General features: G+C 61.4%; 18 protein-coding genes and 1 pseudogene. 7 read left to right on the forward strand and 12 right to left on the reverse strand.

Annotated features, from left to right (window positions below):
• The first annotated feature begins 332 nt into the window (after positions 1 to 332).
• Together N5J71_RS15785 and N5J71_RS15790 are read left to right on the forward strand one after the other, a co-directional pair.
• A complete protein-coding gene (locus N5J71_RS15785) occupies positions 333 to 605 on the forward strand; it encodes a CopG family ribbon-helix-helix protein (RefSeq protein ID WP_003461245.1) in 273 nt (90 codons plus the stop codon).
• Complete coding sequence (locus N5J71_RS15790; RefSeq protein WP_003461247.1) at positions 593 to 886, forward strand: type II toxin-antitoxin system RelE/ParE family toxin; 294 nt, start codon at positions 593 to 595, stop codon at positions 884 to 886. Before N5J71_RS15785 ends, N5J71_RS15790 begins: the two co-directional genes overlap by 13 nt.
• Here the strand turns inward: N5J71_RS15790 and N5J71_RS15795 are convergent.
• Positions 880 to 1,554 (reverse strand): annotated as a pseudogene (locus tag N5J71_RS15795) (site-specific integrase); the annotation flags it as partial. The gene N5J71_RS15790 and the pseudogene N5J71_RS15795 sit on opposite strands and share 7 nt — an antisense overlap.
• A gap of 27 nt (positions 1,555 to 1,581) precedes the next feature.
• Here N5J71_RS15795 and N5J71_RS15800 point away from each other — a divergent pair.
• From N5J71_RS15800 to N5J71_RS15820, 5 genes are all read left to right on the forward strand, one after another.
• Positions 1,582 to 1,932: a DUF262 domain-containing protein gene (locus tag N5J71_RS15800; RefSeq protein ID WP_242408933.1), complete on the forward strand. Its 351-nt coding sequence runs from the start codon at positions 1,582 to 1,584 to the stop codon at positions 1,930 to 1,932.
• Between the two features lie 133 nt (positions 1,933 to 2,065).
• Entirely contained in the window at positions 2,066 to 3,355 is a 1,290-nt protein-coding gene (locus tag N5J71_RS15805) for an NAD(P)/FAD-dependent oxidoreductase (protein ID WP_003461258.1), read from the forward strand.
• Between the two features lie 16 nt (positions 3,356 to 3,371).
• The gene (locus N5J71_RS15810; protein ID WP_021489866.1) at positions 3,372 to 3,929 is read left to right on the forward strand and encodes a helix-turn-helix domain-containing protein; all 558 of its coding nucleotides are present in this window, start codon (positions 3,372 to 3,374) and stop codon (positions 3,927 to 3,929) included.
• A gap of 29 nt (positions 3,930 to 3,958) precedes the next feature.
• Positions 3,959 to 5,305, forward strand: a complete 1,347-nt coding sequence (locus tag N5J71_RS15815) for a glutamine synthetase family protein (protein ID WP_279917207.1) — start codon at positions 3,959 to 3,961, stop codon at positions 5,303 to 5,305.
• Between the two features lie 23 nt (positions 5,306 to 5,328).
• Positions 5,329 to 6,708 carry an aspartate aminotransferase family protein gene (locus N5J71_RS15820; RefSeq protein ID WP_143510906.1) on the forward strand — a complete coding sequence of 460 codons (1,380 nt, stop codon included), beginning with the start codon at positions 5,329 to 5,331 and terminating at the stop codon, positions 6,706 to 6,708.
• 304 nt (positions 6,709 to 7,012) lie between these two features.
• On the opposite strand, the gene N5J71_RS15825 is transcribed toward N5J71_RS15820, so the two are convergent.
• The 11 genes from N5J71_RS15825 to N5J71_RS15875 all read right to left on the reverse strand — a co-directional run bounded on the left by N5J71_RS15825 (position 7,013) and on the right by N5J71_RS15875 (position 19,100).
• On the reverse strand, positions 7,013 to 7,867 hold the full coding sequence (locus tag N5J71_RS15825) for a helix-turn-helix transcriptional regulator (protein ID WP_075747163.1): 855 nt from the start codon (positions 7,865 to 7,867) through the stop codon (positions 7,013 to 7,015).
• 325 nt (positions 7,868 to 8,192) lie between these two features.
• Entirely contained in the window at positions 8,193 to 9,164 is a 972-nt protein-coding gene (locus tag N5J71_RS15830; protein ID WP_143510904.1) for an XdhC family protein, read from the reverse strand.
• A gap of 683 nt (positions 9,165 to 9,847) precedes the next feature.
• Entirely contained in the window at positions 9,848 to 10,474 is a 627-nt protein-coding gene (locus N5J71_RS15835; RefSeq protein ID WP_143510902.1) for a UbiX family flavin prenyltransferase, read from the reverse strand.
• Entirely contained in the window at positions 10,458 to 11,411 is a 954-nt protein-coding gene (locus N5J71_RS15840; RefSeq protein ID WP_143510900.1) for a LysR family transcriptional regulator, read from the reverse strand. Before N5J71_RS15840 ends, N5J71_RS15835 begins: the two co-directional genes overlap by 17 nt.
• Before the next feature lie 23 nt (positions 11,412 to 11,434).
• Entirely contained in the window at positions 11,435 to 12,877 is a 1,443-nt protein-coding gene (locus N5J71_RS15845; protein ID WP_143510898.1) for an aldehyde dehydrogenase family protein, read from the reverse strand.
• Positions 12,878 to 12,948: 71 nt separating this feature from the next.
• Positions 12,949 to 13,737, reverse strand: coding sequence for a sterol desaturase family protein (locus N5J71_RS15850; protein WP_279917208.1), 789 nt, complete (start codon positions 13,735 to 13,737; stop codon positions 12,949 to 12,951).
• Between the two features lie 50 nt (positions 13,738 to 13,787).
• Positions 13,788 to 14,537 carry an SDR family NAD(P)-dependent oxidoreductase gene (locus N5J71_RS15855; RefSeq protein ID WP_279917218.1) on the reverse strand — a complete coding sequence of 250 codons (750 nt, stop codon included), beginning with the start codon at positions 14,535 to 14,537 and terminating at the stop codon, positions 13,788 to 13,790.
• Positions 14,538 to 14,616: 79 nt separating this feature from the next.
• Positions 14,617 to 15,879: a TRAP transporter large permease gene (locus tag N5J71_RS15860; RefSeq protein ID WP_279917209.1), complete on the reverse strand. Its 1,263-nt coding sequence runs from the start codon at positions 15,877 to 15,879 to the stop codon at positions 14,617 to 14,619.
• 3 nt (positions 15,880 to 15,882) lie between these two features.
• The gene (locus N5J71_RS15865) at positions 15,883 to 16,461 is read right to left on the reverse strand and encodes a TRAP transporter small permease (RefSeq protein WP_279917210.1); all 579 of its coding nucleotides are present in this window, start codon (positions 16,459 to 16,461) and stop codon (positions 15,883 to 15,885) included.
• A 75-nt stretch (positions 16,462 to 16,536) separates the two neighbouring features.
• A complete protein-coding gene (locus tag N5J71_RS15870) occupies positions 16,537 to 17,517 on the reverse strand; it encodes a TRAP transporter substrate-binding protein (protein ID WP_143511199.1) in 981 nt (326 codons plus the stop codon).
• A gap of 128 nt (positions 17,518 to 17,645) precedes the next feature.
• On the reverse strand, positions 17,646 to 19,100 hold the full coding sequence (locus N5J71_RS15875) for a UbiD family decarboxylase (protein ID WP_143511198.1): 1,455 nt from the start codon (positions 19,098 to 19,100) through the stop codon (positions 17,646 to 17,648).
• Positions 19,101 to 19,309 lie beyond the last annotated feature (209 nt).

Genomic DNA, 19,309 nt, shown 5'->3' on the forward strand with positions numbered 1-19,309 from the left:
GGGTAATAAAGGTCTGAAATATTTTTGAATCGCGTAGCGTGTTAGCAGCGTTCATGATTCCCGGCTTGTTGGCCAGCGAAGTATCCGCTGCACTGCGTAGATTCACGCATTGCCGGTTTCGAGACTGAAACTGCCCCTTTCGGGGGGGCGTCTGGTTTAGGTTTTAATGAAAGCGCTCGTACCAAGATGCTGAAGATGACTCAGCTATACCGGTGCGAGTGACCCGGTCGAACCTCCAGCATCGTGATCTGTTTGTGAGCATCGGATAGACAGCTTTCACGACTGCTGCTACCTTATTAAAAGGTAATACCTTTAGATAAAGAGGGCTAACCATGGCCACTTCCATCAAAATTGATGACAAGCTAAAAGGCCGCATTCTGCAGTTGGCGAGCCAACGCCAGCGCTCGTCTCACTGGATCATGCGCGAGGCAATCACCCAGTACGTCGAGCGTGAGGAGGCCCGTGAGAGCTTCAAGCAGGAAGCCCTGGCATCGTGGGCGGCATATCAGGAAACCGGACGGCATTTGACCAGCCAAGAAACTCGGGCCTGGCTCGGTAGCTGGGGAACAGATACTGAGGTAGAGCTTCCCAAGTGCCACGATTGATTGTTACTGAAGGCGCGGCGAAGGGCTTGGAGCGTTGCCGGCGATTCCTCTCAGACAAAGATCCGCAGGTCGCGCGCCGTGTTGCACAGGCAATCGAGCGCCAATTCGCTCGATTGGAGGAAAGTCCGGAAGTAGGGCGTCCATTTCCAGATCTGCCGGAGCTGCGTGAGCTCATCATCGAATTTGGTGACTCAGGTTACGTAGCGTTGTACCGCTATGAGCGTGCAGATGACACCGCCTATGTCTTGGCCTTTCGCCATCAAAAAGAAGCTGGCTACTGAGGCTGGACAGCAGCTTTCGGGCTCCCGGCAAGAATCGACTCCAGCCTCTCTCCCAATAACCGCCATGCTTCGGTCTTTTCCTTGGCGTAATCGTGGTGCAGGTAATGCCGGCGTACCTTGGAGCCACCCAGCAGGTGGTTCTGGCAGCGATCAATGATTTCCAGCGTGACACCGAGCTCCTGCATCATGGTTGCACCTGTGCGACGCAGGTCGTGTGGTGTCCATTCGCCCTTTATGCCCTTGCTCAGTACCAGTGAGTCGTCATGATGTCGGCCAGCCAAAGGCTTGGTACGGTTTTTGAACCGGCACTGCCGGTCTCCGATTAGCTTGCTGACAGTCTTGGTATCAACGTGGCTTTTACCGTCCTTGCTGGGGAAGCAGAACGGTGTATTACCGGTTTCTTTCTGCAGTCGCTGGAACTGCGCGATGGAAAAAGCTGATAGGAACACATGGTGATCCTGACGTTTGTCTTTATGGCCTTTGGTAGCCTCGGCAGGGATGAACCAGGTGCCTTTCTTCAGGTCCAGGTAGCGCCACTCGGCCTTAAGCAGTTCGCCGATACGACATAGGGTGCTCAGGCAGATCCACAGAGCGCACTGGACTCGCGTGTTGACCGGGCGAGTGCCGGAATACTTCTGGCCAGCGGGAAGCTCTTCGTAGTCTTTCTGCTCGACTCCTTACTCCAGTGCTACCCGATTGGAGGCGTAGTACTCTGGGAAACGGATCAGAAGGTGCCGTATCGCTATTTCGTCCAGGATTACCTACCAGGCCACTATGCGCGTCAGGTAGATGAGGGGCGGTGGGGCGCAGCCAAGGCTCTGGTATATGACGGTCAGCAACGCTTGCAAACGTTGTATTCGGTGCTTCGACATCGTTTCAACGGGCGCATTTTGCACTTCGATTTGCTGTTCGACTCAGCAACAGCTGAGGCGGATGAGACTGGTTTTTTGTTTCGTGATGCTGGCGAGGAAGCGGATCCGCGCTATCTGCGTATGACCGAGTGGAATCCGCAGCCTGCGTCGGGTTTTGGCCCAGGCGATAGATGAAGGGCTGTTCACCCATCTCGAATGCGGTATGGAGTTGCTGCAGCAGGTCGCCTGAGCCGCTCAGGCTTGCCTTTGTGAAATTATATCTATAGATTTTCATGAAATTAATTATTCTAAATTTCATGAGTCGTCTATGTTTCGCCATGCCAGTGAGCACGTCGACAGCTATTACGCCCATAGCTGCAAGGATCGACTGACGCATCATCCCGTGCTGCAAGATGATCTGCAGTGCGATGTGCTGGTGATCGGTGCTGGTTTCAGTGGCCTGCACACTGCTTTGCGCCTGGCCGAAGCAGGGCGCAAGGCCATTCTGCTGGAGGCCAGTCGTGTGGCCTGGGCAGCCTCTGGGCGCAACGGCGGGCAGGCGATTCTGGGCTGGTCCTGCGATATGCCGCCGCTGGAAAAGGCGCTGGGCATCGAACGCGCCCGCCGTCTGTGGGATGGCATGAGCTGGGCAGCCCGTGAGCTGCGTGAACTGCCCGAGCGCCACGGCTTCGACTGCGATTACCGCCGCGGCCATTTGTGGACGGCGGTGCTGCCAAGGCGCGTGACGCTGCTGCATGAGTGGCAGGAGGAGGCCGCTTATAAATGGGGGCATCGCGCGCTGCAGTTCGTTTCCCGTGAGCAGATGCCGGAGTGGGTCGCCAGCGAGCGTTACCGCGCTGGCCTCTACGACCCCGAGGCCGGGCATCTCAATCCGCTCAAGTTGGCGCTCGGGCTGGCCGAAGCCTTCGTTCGCGCCGGTGGGCAGATCTTCGAGCAGAGCCGTGTGCTGAGTCAGGACAAGCAGGGCACGGGCTACCGTGTGCGTACCGGGCAGGGCAGTGTGCAGGCCGATAACCTGGTGCTGGCCTGCAACACCTATGTCGACAGCCTGGAGCCCCGTCTGGCCCGGCGCATCCTGCCGGTCGGTACCTACCAGATCGCCACCGCGCCGCTGGGCGCCGAGCGCGCCGAGGCATTGTTGCCGCGCAATGCTTGTGTGACCGACAACCAGTTCGTCCTCGACTACTTCCGCCGCACCCCGGATCACCGCCTGCTGTTTGGCGGGGGCTGCACCTATCTCGGCGGTCTGCCGAAGGACATGGCCGCTGCCACGCGGCCACTCCTCGAGCGTGTATTCCCGCAGTTGGCAAACGTGGCCATCGACTTTGCCTGGGGCGGCCATATCGACGTGACTCGTGCTCGCACGCCCGACGTTGGCGGCGAGAACGGCCGTTACTGGCTGCAGGGCTTTTCCGGGCATGGTGTGCTGCCGACCCTGGCGGCAGCGCGGGCAGTCAGTGATGCCATTCTCGGCAATGACGACGAACTGGCGCTGTATCAGCAACTACGCAATCCCGAATTCCTATTCGGCGAGCGCCTGGCGGCACCGCTCGAGGCCATCGGCAAGGCCTGGTATCGACTGAGGGACAGCTTCTGAAATGGACAGCCCTGACATGGACAAGAATCTGGAGATGGCCGCGCTGGCCGTGCTCATTCACGACCTGCGTAAGCACAAGAAGGTCACCCTCAACGAGCTGGCCGAGCGCATCGGTCGTTCCGTGGGCTTTCTCTCGCAGGTCGAGCGTGGCCTGTCGCGCCCGACCGTGGAAGATCTGACCGCCATCAGCGAGGCACTCGACGTACCCACCACCTATTTCTACAGCCTGCCCAAGCCCAAGGCGCTGGACTGGGTGACTCGTCCGGACGAGCGCCGCACCCTGTACCTGGCCGGTGGCATCACCGACATCATGGCGTCGCCGACCTTGCAGGGCGCGTTCATGGTCGTCGATAGCCTGCTCGAACCGGGGGCCAGCAGTGGCGAGCGGCAGATGAGCGACCGCTCCGAGCAGGCCGGCTATGTGCTCGAAGGTCAGTTGACGCTGTGGCTGGGTGAGGACGAAGAGAGTGCCACCCTCTATCCCGGTGATGTTTTCCAGGTGCCGAGCTATGCGCGCCTGCGTTATGCCAACCAGGGCGACACCCCCGCGCGGGTGTTGTGGATCTACACCTGAACCTTCCCGTGAACCCGGAAATAACCACAATGAACGCCACCCGAGTCGAGCTGCTCGACGAAGTCCGTCAATTTCGCCAGGTCCACCCCGAGGTGCGCTTCGTCGACCTGATCTGCCTGGACATTCCCGGGCATTTCTATGGCAAGCGCTACCCCATCGAGATGCTGGAGAAGGTCGCCGCCGGCAGCGCCCTGAAACTGCCGCAGAACTGCGTGCTGCTCGGCGCTCAGGGCGGGCTGTACGAGATCGGCGACTACTGCTTCCATGACGGTGACCCGGACGCGCCACGGCGGCTGATCCCCGGCACGCTCAAGCTGGTGAACTGGGAGCGCCAGCCGCTGGGGCAGATGCTGATCAGCTCCGACGGCACCGAAGCGCCCATCGAGTTCGAACCGCGCGAGGTGCTGGCACGCGTGGTGCAGCGCCTGGCTGCGCGCGGCATTCGTCCGGTGGTGGCCTTCGAGCTGGAGTTCTACCTGTTCGACAAGGCGCTCAAGGACGGCTTGCCGCAGTACCCGCGCGATGACCTGAGTGGCGATGCCGACGACCAGCCGAACATGCACATCGAACGGCTGTCGCGTTTTTCCGAGGTGCTCGACGACATCACCGAGACCGCGCGTCTGCAGGGCATCGACACCACGGTGATCACCGCCGAGATCGGCCCGGGGCAGTTCGAGATCAACTTCAGCCACAATATGGATCCGATGCAGGCGGCCGACTGGTCGGCGCTGTTCTGCCGGGTGACCCGTGGCGTGGCGCTCAAATACGGCCATCGCGCCAGCTTCATGGCCAAGCCGTATCTGCAGTATCCCGGCAGCGGCATGCACATCCACGTTAGCCTGTACGATGAGGCCGGTGACAACCTGCTGGCGCGTGATGAGCAGCGCCCGCTGCGGCATGCCGTGGCCGGTTGCCTGGAACTGCTGCCGGAGCTGATGCCGATCTACGCGCCGAACCACAACAGCTATCGCCGCTTCGGCGCCCAGGTGAACTCGGCGAGCAAGGCCAGCTGGGGCTTCGAGGATCGCGACGCCTGCGTGCGTATTCCCGAGTCGGACGCACGCAACCTGCGCCTGGAATTTCGTCTGCCGGGCGCAGACGCCAACCCCTATCTGGTGCTGGCGGGATTGCTGACCAGTATCGAGCAGGGCCTCGACGCCAAGGTTGAGCCCATTGCACCGCTGAATGACGACCGCGAAAGCGGTGTCGACTTTCCCAAGGACATGCTCGACGCCGTGCGTCGCATGCAGGCCAGCGAGCGCGTCGCCGCTGGCCTCGGCAGCGAGTTCGTCATGGTTTATTGCGAGAACAAACGCCAGGATCACCTGGCCTTCATGCACGACATCAGCCCGCGCGAATACCGCTGGTACCTGTGATGTCACGGATAGAAGGAGGCGCCATGAATAACGCCGTGAACAACCCCAAGACCGCCCACTGGCAAGCCCTCAGCCAGGCCCACCACCTGGCGCCGTTCAGTGATTACAAGCAACTGGCCGAGAAGGGCCCGCGCATCATCACTGAAGCAAAGGGCGTGCACCTGTGGGACAGCGAGGGCAACAAGATCCTCGACGGCATGGCCGGTCTTTGGTGCGTGGCCGTCGGCTATGGCCGCGAGGAACTGGTCGAAGCCGCCAGCGCGCAGATGCGTCAATTGCCGTTCTACAACACCTTCTTCCAGACTGCCCACCCGCCGGTGCTGGAGCTGGCCCATGCCATCTCCCAACTGGCGCCGGCCGGCATGAACCACGTGTTCTTCACCGGTTCGGGCTCGGAGGGCAACGACACCATGTTGCGCCTGGTGCGCCACTACTGGGCATGCAAGGGCCAGCCAAACAAGAAGATCATCATCGGTCGCGACAACGGCTACCACGGCTCCACCGTGGCCGGTGCCAGCCTCGGCGGCATGAAATTCATGCACGAGCAGGGCGACTTGCCGATCCCGGGCATCGCGCATATCCCGCAGCCGTACTGGTTCGGCGAGGGTGGCGAGCAATCGCCGGAAGCATTTGGCATCTGGGCCGCCGACCAGCTGGAGAAGAAGATTCTCGAACTGGGCGTGGACAATGTGGCGGCCTTCATCGCCGAGCCTATCCAGGGCGCGGGCGGCGTGATCATCCCGCCGGAGACCTACTGGCCGCGCGTCAAGGAAATCCTCGCCAGGTACGACATACTCTTCGTTGCCGATGAGGTGATCTGCGGTTTCGGCCGTACCGGCGAATGGTTCGGCAGCCAGTACTACGATCTCAAGCCTGACCTGATGACCATTGCCAAGGGCCTTACCAGCGGCTACGTGCCGATGGGCGGGCTGATCGTTAGCGACAAGGTGTTCGAAGTGATCGAGGCGCATGGCGACTTCAACCACGGCTTCACCTATTCCGGCCATCCGGTGGCGGCAGCGGTGGGCCTGGAGAACCTGCGCATTCTAAAGGAAGAAGGCATCGTCGAGCGGGTGAAGGCAGAAACGGCGCCCTACCTGCAGAAGCGCTTGCGTGAGCTGGCGGATCACCCGCTGGTGGGCGAAGTGCGCGGCATCGGCATGCTTGGCGCCATCGAGTTGGTGCAAGACAAGGCGACGCGCACACGTTATCCGGGTGACAAGGCGGTAGGCATGATCTGCCGCGGCCACTGCTTTAATAACGGCCTGATCATGCGCGCCGTGGGCGATACCATGATCATTGCGCCCCCTCTGGTGATCAGCCTTGCCGAGATCGACGAGCTGGTGGAAAAGGCGCGTAAGTGCCTGGATCTGACCTGGGAGCAGGTGCGTAGCGCTGTGTAAGCAGCAATTCGCGGCTGAAGCCGCTCCTACGCGAAGACTGCATCTGTAGGAGCGGCTGGGCGGCATTCCGCTTCAGCCGGGAGGGACGATGATCAAAAGAAAACCCCGCCACCGGTAACGGTGGCGGGGTTTGGTTTTTCAGCCGCTTACTCGAGGCTATTGTTCGGCGCTCGGGCGACACGATCCAGCGCGGTGCGCACCGCCGGCCCTGGTCATCTCTGGCCGGCCACGACCGGCAGCAGCCACTCGCTTCAATGCAAGAACCCTGTGCACTGGGCTCCGGCAACCGCCAAGGATCCATGGCTCAGGAATGCGGGTAACTGTCCACCACCCGCTGGTACTGGCTCGGCGAGGCGCCGATATGGTGCTTGAAGAAACGCGTGAAATGCCCCTGCTCGGAGAACCCCAACGACTCGGAAAGCAAGCCCAGGGTGCCATTACGCTCGCTGTCGAGCCAGGAAAAGGCACGCCGCATCCTCGCCGCGTTGAGCAGCAGGTTGGGTGTCATGCCGGTGTCCTTGCGAAACAGGGAATAGAAGTGCGCGCGTGACAGACCACAGCATTTGGCCGCATTGTCGATTGGCGCCGGGTCATCCAGGTGATTGAGCAAATAGTCGGTACCTTTGCGCACCCGCGCGTCGCGGTATTCATTGACGGTGCGAACGCCCATCCGACAGAGATGCCGCCACTGCGAGGAGTCTTCGATCAACTGGATGAGGAAGTCGAACAAGTAAAACTCGATACGCTCCTGTGGAACCAGGTCGGGGCTGTGCATTTCAGCAATCAAGCGATCCGCCAGATTGCGGTTTTGCGTGCCCAGTTCCATGGAGGATTGCGCAAAAAAGTCTGGACGACTGCTTAAGGCTAGCGACTGTTGCGCGGTGGCCAGCCAGGCCGGCTCGATATACAGAGCCAGAATCAAGGTATTGCCGGCACCTGCCTGATAATCGAAATAATGCGGTTCCCAGGCGTTGACCAAGACCGCATTGCGGTCAGTCAGCGGCACCTGACGGCCGCGCACGTTGAAGAAGGTGTCGTCGCCCGCCACTTTCACCAGCACATGGCATTCCGAATGGGTATGCATGACCAAGGGTTTATTCATGTTCAACAAGGCAACTCGGCCAAAGTTGCCATGAAATACGCGTTGTGCGACCGACATAGGCAGTTCTCCCTCATCCGCTGGATGAGCGTTGTCCGCAGCGCTTGGTTCTATCTGCGCCGTCTTGGAAAATTTCTCTCGGGGCGGTTAGCCGGAGGTCGGCAGGCGTATCGATATCCTGGTGGATACCTGAATCCTCCACGTCGACCCTCACGCAGGACGCCGCTTGCTCACCGCTATCGCCATCGAGTTGCCGCAGCGCTGGCCAGCAATCTTGGCCAAACAACAGCGGATGTCCTGAGTAGCCTCGATAGCGCGGCTGAGCAATATTTGACCAATTCAGCTTGGCGCACAAGTACCTCTTAGTCGTAGCGCAATGACCTGATCACAAGGCATGACGCTCCCTGCCGTGGTATACGCGCAGGACATCCGCCATTACCGCCAGGGCTATTTCCGCCGGCGCCTTACTGCCCAGATCCAGACCGATGGGCATGTGCAGGCGCGCGATCTGCTCGTCGGACAGGCCGCCAACGCGCTTGAGCCGCTCGGCGCGCTTGGCCGAGGTGGCCTGCGAGCCCATGGCGCCAATGTAGAACGCCGGGGTGCGCACCGCCTCCATCAGGGCCAGGTCGTCGATACGCGGATCGTGGGTCAACGCCACCACTGCGGTGGCGGCGTGGCAGCCGCCAGCAGCGATAAACAGCGAGGGCAGCACGCGCTGCATCTGTACGCCGTCGAGCACGATGTGCTCGACCTCCTCGCGGGGGTCACAGGCGATCACTTCGCAGCCGATGGCGCGGGCAAAAGCGGCGCAGGCCTCGGCCACCGGGGAGAGCCCGGCGAGAATCAGGCGCAGCACCGGGCCGACATGAATGCGCACCGTTTCATCGACGACTTGCACCCGTTCGCTACCCTGAACGGCGTCCGGATCCAGGCGCAGCGCACCACTGCCAAGGTCGACATGACGCACCAGGCGATGCTGGCCGAGCAAGGCCGCCTGCAGGGCTTGCAGGTGCTCGATCCACTCGCAGCTGGGCGCGCGGTGTTCCACCAGCACCACCAGCACCCCACCGCACGGCAAACGCAGGCGCCGACTCTCCTCGGCGCTGTCGCCGTAGCGGACAATCTGCGCCGGCTCGCGCAGCTCGCCACGGGCCAGGCTGGCGAGGAACTCTTCCTCGACACAGCCGCCGGAGAGTGAACCGACATGTTCACCAGCAGCGCTGGCCACCAGCATCGCCCCCGGCGCGCGCGGCGCCGAGCCATAGGTCGAGAGGACCGTACAGAACCACAACGCACGACCGGCACGGGCCCAGTCGAGCGCCTGGCTGACAACCTGTAGATCGAGATGGCGCATGATTCCAGTACCTCGTAGAGCCGGTATCACCCGTGTCTTCACAGGGGGAGGCAGCAGACGCGAACTTGCCCGTTTTGCACTTGTCCAGACATGCGCTGGTGCGGGAAATCCCCGGTGATGCCTCCGTTTTGTCGTTGCTGCGTTTTATCAGCCGTCCGCCGGATGGTCAGGTTACGGCACGCAATGGCGCACGCCTTGCCAACCCAATGGAATATTGACCCTGTAGTCCATAAATTTGCCTTTGAGTCTGATCGATACGTAAAAGGCTACTCGCTGACGACTAAAAAGACCCTAGGGTGCTCGGTAGTAGCGCCCTGGCGCCACGTATCATCGTCGAAACCTATAGCCTCGATGGTATCCGCTGTACCACCGCCGCCTGGCGTTTCACCACGCTGACAATATCGAGTGCATCTTTCACGGTGGAGCGACAGCTGACTGCACCCGGACATTCCCCTGTCCGACCTGGAGGTGCATCTGGCGAACATCCGCCGGTCCTTGTTGGTAATCCAGAGCTCGCCACGCCGGAGCAAGTGGTTATTGTTCAGCTCCGCATGGCAGACCCCTGCCGCGCAGTGCTGCTGGACGACTGCTGGCCCTTTTCGTAGAACGAGGTGTGCGTGCAGCCCCTGCAACTGATCACTGACTTATTGCAGAGCTACCTGGCTGAAGCCGCCGTATCTCAGTCATGCATCAACTCGCACCTCGTCCAGAGTCGCGACATTTTCCACTTGCTCGCGCCAGCGGCGAACAATGCCCAACTCGATATCGAACATATCCAGCACCCGCCCCAGGGTGTGATCGACCATCTCTTCCAGGCAGCTCGGCTTGGCATAGAACGCCGGCACCGGCGGCGCGATCACCGCGCCGAGCTCGGCCAGCTCGGTCAGGCTGCGCAGGTGGTTGCGGTGCAACGGCGTCTCGCGAACCATAAGTACCAAACGCCGACGCTCTTTGAGCACCACGTCGGCAGCACGGGTCAACAATGTCGAGGTCACGCCGCTGGCAATCTCCGACATACTGCGCACCGAACAGGGTGCGATGACCATGCCCATGGTCTTGAACGAGCCGCTGGCGATGGCCGCGCCGATGTCCTGGTTGGAGTAGCTGACATCCGCCAGCCCCTTGAGCTGCGACCAGGACAGCTCGGTCTCGTGGGCCAGAGTGATCAACGCCGACTTGCTTACCACCAGATGTGTTTCGATCGGCGTGTCCTGCAGCAGCTCCAGCAGGCGCACACCGTAGATGGCCCCGGAAGCACCGGAAATTCCGACGATAAGCCGCGGCACGCGGGGTTTAATCAACTCGCTCATGCTCGCTCTCCTCAATCTGACCTTCCTTGTAAAAATGAATGGCATTCAGCGCCGCCATCATGGTTTTACCGATCACCTCAATGAACAACACCGCCGCCGGGGTCAACGGACGGCGCGGGTCGTACACACAGACCATGCGCCGGGTAATCCCTGGTGCGGCGAGTGGGTAGGCGCGCAGAGCTCCTTCGTGCAGGCCGCGGTGCAGCATCGTAGCCGGCAGCAGGCTGACCCAGTCGCTGCGACGGAGGAAGTCCTCGATCACCGCCAGGTCGTCCACCTCCAGCTGCGGAGTAACCTCCAACCCCAGGCTGGCGAGCCGCTGGTCGATGACCATTCGCAGCCCGTGGCGACGCGACGGCAGCACCAGCTTCAGCCCAGGCAGGCTGGCCAGCGGCAGCGGCAGTGGGCCGCTCAGGCGGTTGGCCGCTCCAGTGGCCAGCAGCAGCTCCTCGTCGAGGATATCGCGCCCCAGCAGGCTGTCCTGCTGAAAGCTCTGGTTGATCACTGCGAAATCCAGCGCGCCTGCCAGCACCTTCTCAATCAGTTCCTGGCTGTAACCGGATGTCACGCACAGCTCCACCTCAGGGTGATGCTCAACGAAGTAGGCCAGGGTGCTGGCCAAAGCATTGTTGGTGGCTGAGGCGATGAGCCCGGCGCTTACCCGCCCACCGATCTCGCCGCTACGATTGATCAGGGTCTGCCGCGCCTCGAGGATCTGCCCGAGGACCGGCATGAACAGTCGGTAGGCCTGCTCGCCGGCCTCGGTTGGCGTCATACCCTTGGAGCTGCGCTCGAACAATGTCTGGCCTAGCTCCTCCTCGAGCCTGGCAATCTGCATGGATAGCGCCGGCTGGACGATGTTCAGTCGCTGCGCCGCGCGGGTGACCGAGCCTTCCTCGTAAAGGCAGGTGAAGTACTTCAGTTGGCGCAGCTCCATCGTCGTCACCCTCGCCTTTGCCGTCAGCCCAGTGTGCCGACGTTCTGGTAGATGTGTTTGAGTTCGCTAAAATCCAGCAGGGCATCGACCCCGTGCAAGCGACCCAGGCCGCTCTTGCGGTAGCCGCCGGTCTCTGCCTCGGCGAACAGCTTGTTGTGGTCATTGAGCCATACGGTACCGTTGCGCAGTGCGCGGGCGACCCGCCAGGCCCGCGCGCCCTCATTGGTCCAGACGCTGGCGGAGAGGCCGAACTCGCTGTGGTTGGCACGGGTTACCGCTTCGGCCTCGTCGTCGAAAGCTTCCAGTACCAGCAGCGGGCCGAAGATTTCCTCCTGGCAGAAGAACGCGCCGCTATCGCGGTGGGCGATCAGTGCAGGGGCGAGGAAGGCACCCTGACTCAGCGCGCCATCCGGGCGGCCACCAGCCAGCAACACCTCGTCGCAACAGTCCAGCGCCTCGGCGATACGCCTCTCGACCTTGTCGCGCGACTGCCAGTCAATCAGTGGGCCCATTTGCGTCGTCGCCTCCAAACCGTGGCCCAGGCGGATTTCGCTGAGCGAGGCACTGAGCGCACGTTTCATCTCAGCAAAACGGCTGGCCTGCACCAGCACGCGCCGTGCGGCGGTGCACTGTTGGCCGGAAATGATAGTTGCTGCTGCCGCCAGCTTCGGTGCGATAGCCTCGACGTCGGTATCCTCGAAGACCAGGCAACAGGACTTGCCGCCGAGTTCAAGGGACAGCTTCTTCATGGTCGCTGCGGCGTCTTGCATGATGCGCTGGCCGGTGGCAGTGGAGCCAGTAAAGCTGAGCACATCTACCAGTGGCGAAGCCACCAGGTACGCCGCGCCGGCGTGCCCAGTTTCAGCGAACAGGTTGACCGCGCCGGCCGGTAGGCCCGGCAGGGCGAATAGCGGCTCGAGCATGGCCGCGTTGAATAGCGCGGTCTGCGGCGCCGGCTTGATCACGGCGGTGCAGCCGGCCGCCAGCGCCGGGGCAAGGGCGCGCACCAGCAGCACCGCCGGGGCATTCCATGGAATGATCAGGCCCGCGACCCCGGCCGGTTCACGCAGCATGGTGGAGAGCTCGCCAGGCGCCACCTCCAGCACATGGCCGGGGTTGTGCCGGGCCAGACCGGCATAATAAACAATCTCGGAAATCGCCCCGGCTATCTCGCCGCGCGATTGCGCCAGGGCCTTGCCATTCTCGCGGGTGAGCAGCTGCGCCAGTTCCTCCTGGCGGGCCTTGAGGCCTGCGGCCCAATCCAGCAGCAATTGCTGACGCAGGCGCGGATTCTGTGACCACTGCGGGTTGGCGAAGGCGCGCGCGGCGGCGGAGACTGCCGCTTGCGCCTCGGCTTCGCCGCCATCGGCGATGCGGCCAATCAACTCGCAACTGGCCGGGTCGAAGCTATCCGCCCAACGTCCCGCATCGGTCCATTGCCCATCGATGAAATGTCTGCTTTGCATGAGTCCTCCGGTATTCCGTGGATCAGCGAGCAACGGTCGACCACCAGAGCCGACCGCCCATTGAGTCGCTGTCAGAGCTGGTGTTCGGTAGCCGCTTTGGACGCGCGCTCGACCTGCTGCGCATCAACGCGAGCCTGGTCCTCGGGTTTGCGCGCCGCATCCGACATACCATTGAACAGCGTGCCCAGCACGCCCTTGTTCAGGTCGCTGGTGCCAAACAGTGCATCGCAGATCGGGAAGGTCAGGTTGAAATTGCGCGTGTGCATGAAGTCCGGGTTGTGATGCAGGACATGCATGCGGCGCACCGTGTTAACCAACGGAATGGCATCGAGCAGCGGATGCTCGAGGTGCGACAGCGTGTGCAGGCCTTCGTACATCAGGAAATAGGCCGCCATCGTCAGCATAGCGATATAGCCGGCGTTTGCCGTCCAGAACGTACCCAGCAGCAGAGCCAGCGGCAACGCGGCCAGCACGAATAACACCGGAGCGAATGGGGGAAAGAGCAGAGCGCGCCAATCTTTATGGCCGTGATAGTCCAGCGTCTTGTGCGAAAAGAACTGATGGTGGGTGGCGACATGTCGCTTGTAGGCCGATTTGAGCGGGGTCCTCGGGCTATGTAGCAAATACCGGTGAGCTGCCCATTCGGCCCAATTTCCGAATAGGAACATCGGCACCACCACCAGTACCCACTCCTGCCAGCTCGCATCGACAATCTGGCTGGCGCAGTACCAGAGCACTCCACCAGTGAACAGCAGGGTGAAAGCCAGGTGCATTTCGCCGCGATACCAGCTGGGCGTGGAGGCACGATAGCTCTCGCGATATGCATTCGAACGCTCTATAATTTGTTCTTCACGCGTCATAACGGTTTACCTCTTCTATGAAATATAGGCTGCCCTTGGATTCGCCACGGTCAGTGGGTCACAGAGCCGCCGTCGACGACCACGGTCTGGCCACTCATGAAGTCGCTCTCGGCGCTAGCCAGGAACAGCAGCGCGCCGATCAAGTCGTCCGGCACTGCCTCGCGTTTGAGGCAGCGGCTGGCGATGTTGTTGCGCACCATGTCGCCGGCCCAAGCGGCGTTGGCTTGCACGTTAGTGCTCATGGTTAGCCCGGGAGCCAGGCAGTTGCAGCAAATCCCGGCATCGCCTACTTCGCGGGCAATGGAGCGGGTCATGGCGATCACTGCACCCTTCGAGGCGACGTAGGCGAGCATCATTGGCGCCCCCTTGAAGGCGGTAGCAGAGGCAATGTTGATAATCTTGCCGTAGCCTTGTTTGCGCATCACCGGTAGGACCGCCTTGGCGCACTCGAAGGAGCCACGCACGTTGACCGCCATAATCTTGTCCCACTCCCCCGAGCTAGTCTGCTCGAAGGGCTTGAGATCGAGGGTAGCGAACAACGCTGCGTTATTAACCAGCACCTGCACGCCGCCGAATTCCGCCACCGCTGCCTCAACCATGGTGTGTACGGTGCCGCCATCGGTCACGTCGCAGGCCAGAGCCAGGGCCGTGCCACCCTCGGCGCGGATCGCCGCCGCGGTCTCGTTCGGGGTATTCAGGTCGCAGAGGACGACCTTCGCTCCCTCGGCAGCCAGAGCCTTGGCGTAGGTAGCACCTATTCCTTGCGCGGCGCCGGTAATGATCGCCACCTTATCTTTCATTCTGTTCACAGCATTTTCTCCAGGTTGATCTCCGGCAGGGAGGGCCGGGTGAGGGCTCCGTCCACTAAGACGGGGCCTTTCATGAAATAAATACGGTCACCAAGCCGGGCTGCCAGGCAATCAGTACCATGACCAACAGAGTCACCAGCAGGAAAGGCAGCAGAGGCCGCATGATGTCGCTGGGACGACAACCCGTGACGCGGGAAGCGACATAAAGGGCGGCCCCGACAGGTGGTGTCAGCAGCCCCAGAGTGAGGTTGATGCACATCACTACCCCCAGGTGATAGGGGTTGATGCCATAGACGCTCTGGGCCACCGGCAACAGGATCGGCACTAGCAGGATCAGGGCCGCGATACCGTCGATGACCATGCCCACGACCAGCAGCAGGGCAATCACCAGCAACATGTAGATGAATGGATCGGAGGTCATGCTCTGCATCACCTCGCCAAGCTGTTGCGGAATCCTTTCGTAGACGATCACCCAGCCGAAAACCGCGGCGGCCGCCACCAGGGCCAGCACCACACCACTGTTGATACCGACCCTTAACAGCATGCCGCCCATGCGCTCGAACTTCATTTCCCCGTGGGCAAAACGCCCGACCAACACTGCCATCGCAGCACCCACGGCGGCAGCCTCGGTCGGAGTGGCCAAGCCACCGAGAATGCTGCCTATCATCACTACGGGTACGCTGAGGGAAGGCAGACTGCGGAGAATGTTGTTCAGTTTCTCCGCCCGGCTCAGACGCTCGCTGGCTGGATATTGATAATAAAAGCCGAGCAGCGCGATAACGGTGATAAAGCCTCCGGCCATCAGCACCCCCGGCAATATGCCGGCGATAAACAGGTCACCGATGGAAATCTGTGCCAACACTCCAAAGATGACGAACAGCATTGACGGCGGAATCACCGGTGCCATCAAGGCCCCGGCTGCCGTGGTCGCCGTGGCGAAATTGCGGTCATAACCCTTGCGGTGCATCTCCGGCACCATGACCTGCGCCATCACCGCCACTTGAGCATTGGCCGAGCCGACAATGGACGCCAGCATCATGTTGGCGATGATGTTGATGTAGGCCAGGCCGCCGCGGACGGCGCCGAGAAAGACTGAGGCAAAAGCCACCAGCCGCTTGGTTATGCCCCCCTCATTCATCAGCTCCCCCACTAGCATGAACAGCGGAATTGCCAGCAAACCGTAGTTATCCAGCCCACCGAAGAATTGCTGCGGATAGGAAAGAAACAACACACTATTGCCGCTCAGCTGGATGTAGGACATGGCGGTCACCGCCAATACCAGCGCGATAGGTACGCCAATGAACAGCAGCACGATGAAAATAGTCGCGGCCATGGATCATTCTCCGGAACTGATTTGAACTGCGTGCTTAAGGAACTCCGCCTGAGGGATGGTCAGCGTCTGCAGTAGGTTGGCCAAAGCATGCACACTGCTGGACAACGCAACCAGCGGCAAAATCAGCCAGAACCAGACCTTGGCTATGCCTAGGGTCGCAGTTGGTTCCTCGTAAATGAAGTTGAACGACTGCGCCGCAAACGCCTGAAAGTCGAAGCCCGTACTGATCAACAAGAGCGGATCGAACCACAGATAGCAGAGCACCAGCATAGCGACGGCGAACACCAGCACCAGGCCATCGGAAATGCACTGCAGCCCCCTTCTGAGTGCTGGGGGAACGGCATCCTGCAGCAGGGTCACCGCGACGGCATCACGACTCTTGAGGGTCACCGAGAGGCCGATCATGGCCAGCCAGACCATGGTCAGAATGGCCAGTTCATCTAGCCAGAAGATCGGCATCTTCAGGGCGCGACCGGTGACGTTGACCAGAATCATGAGCGGCAGAGCGAGAACCAACACACGCATCAGTCCCCGCTCGCACCAACCAATCCCGTTGCTGAGCGTTTGAATTGAATGAACCATTTGCACTCCTTAAATACGGTCAAGCAGGAGCAGCCCGTCCGGCAGACAGCGCTGCCGAACCTGGGGAGGCTTCGATTATCGAATCGCTTCGGCTTCGCGTCGCAGGTCAGCCAGCACCGGCGCCTTCTTGAGCCAGAGGGTTTCCCATTGCTGCAGCTTGTCGCCGAAGAACTCGGGACCCGCCGGAACCACCTTGACGCCAGCCTTCTGCACGTTCTCCAGCATCTCTGCCTCGATAGCGGTGTATTGCCCGAAGAGGTTGTTCAAGTGCTTTTTCGTAAGCTCGCCGAGCAAGGCTTGGTCCTCTGGACTGAGCTGAGCCCAGAGCCGGCCGGAGACCAGGCCAACGACCGGGAACATCATGTGGTTGCTCTGCACCAGCACGCTGCCGCGCTCATGCAGCCGCAGCTTCCAGACCAGCTCGAGATCGGCGTCAACGCCGTCGACCTGACCGTTGGCCAACGCGTCGTATACATCGGGTAGCGGCATCGGAGTCGAGGCCGCGCCAAGCAGCTGATAAAAATCCTTAACCGGCGCAAAGGGCGTAATACGCATTTTTCGGCCATTGATCGCGGCGATGCTGTTGGTCGGGTAAGCATTGAGCATCAAGCGCATGCCTGCAGTGCCATAGCCCAGGCCCACAACACCAGCCTCCGCCGGCAACTTGTCGAGCAGGCCCTGTGCCGTCGGGCCATTCAGCAATTCGCCGGCCTGTTTGACGTTGTGCACCAGGTAGGGCGCATAGAGCACACCAAAATCGGGGATGCGGTTGGTGATTTCGGCCGTGGTCATGAAGGCCATGTCCAGCGCACCGGTTTGCAGTTGCTGCAGCATCCGCGCCTCGCTGCCGAGCTGGCCGGCCGGGAAAATGGTGATGCTGTACTTGCCGCCGGAGCGTTCTTGCAGTTCATCGCCCATGGTTGAGGCCGCGACAGACCAGGCATGGGTTCCCGGCACGATCAAGCCCAGCCTCAGGTCCTTGGCGCTCGCTGCCGCACTGAACGCGAAGGCTGCTGCAGCGAAGATGACACCCATCATTTTTGTTCTTGTCTTCATTGGATTTCTCCTTGGGTAGTGTGGATCACATCAGACGATCTATTGTTAGGCAGGACTGCTATAGCGATGGAAAGGCAATGGTGAGCCACGCCCCCCCGCTGAGGGGGCTGTCGAGCGCCAGGCACCTTTCAGGGCGAGTCATGACGGCTCTCCGCCGTCGTTTCAGCCAAGACTCGCTGACGCCAATCACCTGCTGCGGTATCAATTACCTGGGCAAGATCCACCTCTGACTCGCCCGGCACCTGGATTCTCAGAAACTTGAACGACGGCGCACTGAGCGGCACCGTGGCATCGAACCCCAACTTGGAGCCCACGCCTTCACGGGTGGAGGGGTCGAGCTTGGAACCTTGCGACTCGTGGATCTGCACCAGGTCGCGATCGGCCTGGAAGCGCGTGGCGATCGCCCACTCCACTTCGCTCGGGTTGTGGATATCCACATCCAAATCGACCACGGTGACGTGTTTGATGTCGTAGTGACCGCCGAGGGCGCCGAGGATCACGTTCTTCGCCTCACCCTCGGAGCGTTTGTCGATCTGCACGTAGAGGTGGTAGCGGCACACCCCGCCCTTGGCCAGGTGCACGTCGCGCACGCAGGGAAAGCTGCGGCGCAGATGGGCGAGCATGCTTGCCTCGCGCGGGATACCCCCGAGCAGCAGGTGCTCGAGACCGCCGCCGACGATGGTGTGGAAGATCGGCGCGCGGCGGTGGGTAATGGCGTCCACCTCGATCACGTGGCGCTCGGCGCGCTCGCCGTAGTACTGTGGGAATTCACCGAACGGGCCTTCCATTTCCCGCGCCTGGGCCAGCAGGCGGCCCTCGATGACGATCTCGGCCTCGGCCGGCACGCGGATCCGGTTGGTCACACAACGCGCCACCGGCAGTGGCCGGCCGTGCAGGGCGCCGGCAATTTCCAGTTCATCGTGATCGATCGGCACGATGGCCTGGGAAGCCAACAGGGTCAGCGGGTCAGCGCCGATCACCACCGCCACTTCCAGGTCCTCGCCGCGTGCTTCTACCTCCTGAAAGAACGCCAGGGCATGGCGCGGCAACAGCAACGCACCGAGGCGGTTCGGGCTGCTCACCTGCAGGCGATGGATGGAGACGTTCTGCACCCCGGTACGCGTGTTGCGGGTGATCAGCAGGCCGGCGGTGATGTAGGGGCCACTGTCGTGCTCGTTATGAGTGGGGATCGGCAACTGTTTGTTCAGGTCGACCTCACGGTGCACCACCTGTTGGCACGGCGCATCGGAGATTTCATACCAGGGCAGCGGATTGAGACTGGCCTGTTCGAAACGTGCCAGCACCTCGCCGGGCTCGACACCCATCGCCTCGGCCATCCACTGACGATCGGAGAGCAGACCGGAAACCACGGGGATCTTATGGCCACTAGGCTCGAGGAACAAAGAGGCGCTTTTTCCGTCCAGGCGATTGGCAATCGCCGCGACGCCGAAACACAAGTCCACGCCAGGGTGGATCACTGCCAGGCGTTGGTGCCGCTGGAGATGGTCGAGCCAGCCGCGCAGACAGGCGCCTGCTGGCAAGGGTCCGCCAATAGCTGGTGGGGGAGTGGTCACAGGCTGCATGGCCGTACCTCGTTGTGATTGTTTTGGCGACTTGTCGTGTTGCTGGGCGACATGTCGGTTAAAGATTTCCGCCCGTGGGCGGCGTGTGCCCTCAGCGCCCCTGCTGTCGCTCGATCGAAGCCAGGGGCAGAGGCAGGGCCGCTTGGGCATGCTGGGGTACAACAACGCTAGGTTTTTCCACGGCGCAATCTCCATTGTTATTGTTTGAA

Source organism: Ectopseudomonas oleovorans, assembly GCF_029845265.1.
Lineage (GTDB): Bacteria > Pseudomonadota > Gammaproteobacteria > Pseudomonadales > Pseudomonadaceae > Aquipseudomonas > Aquipseudomonas oleovorans.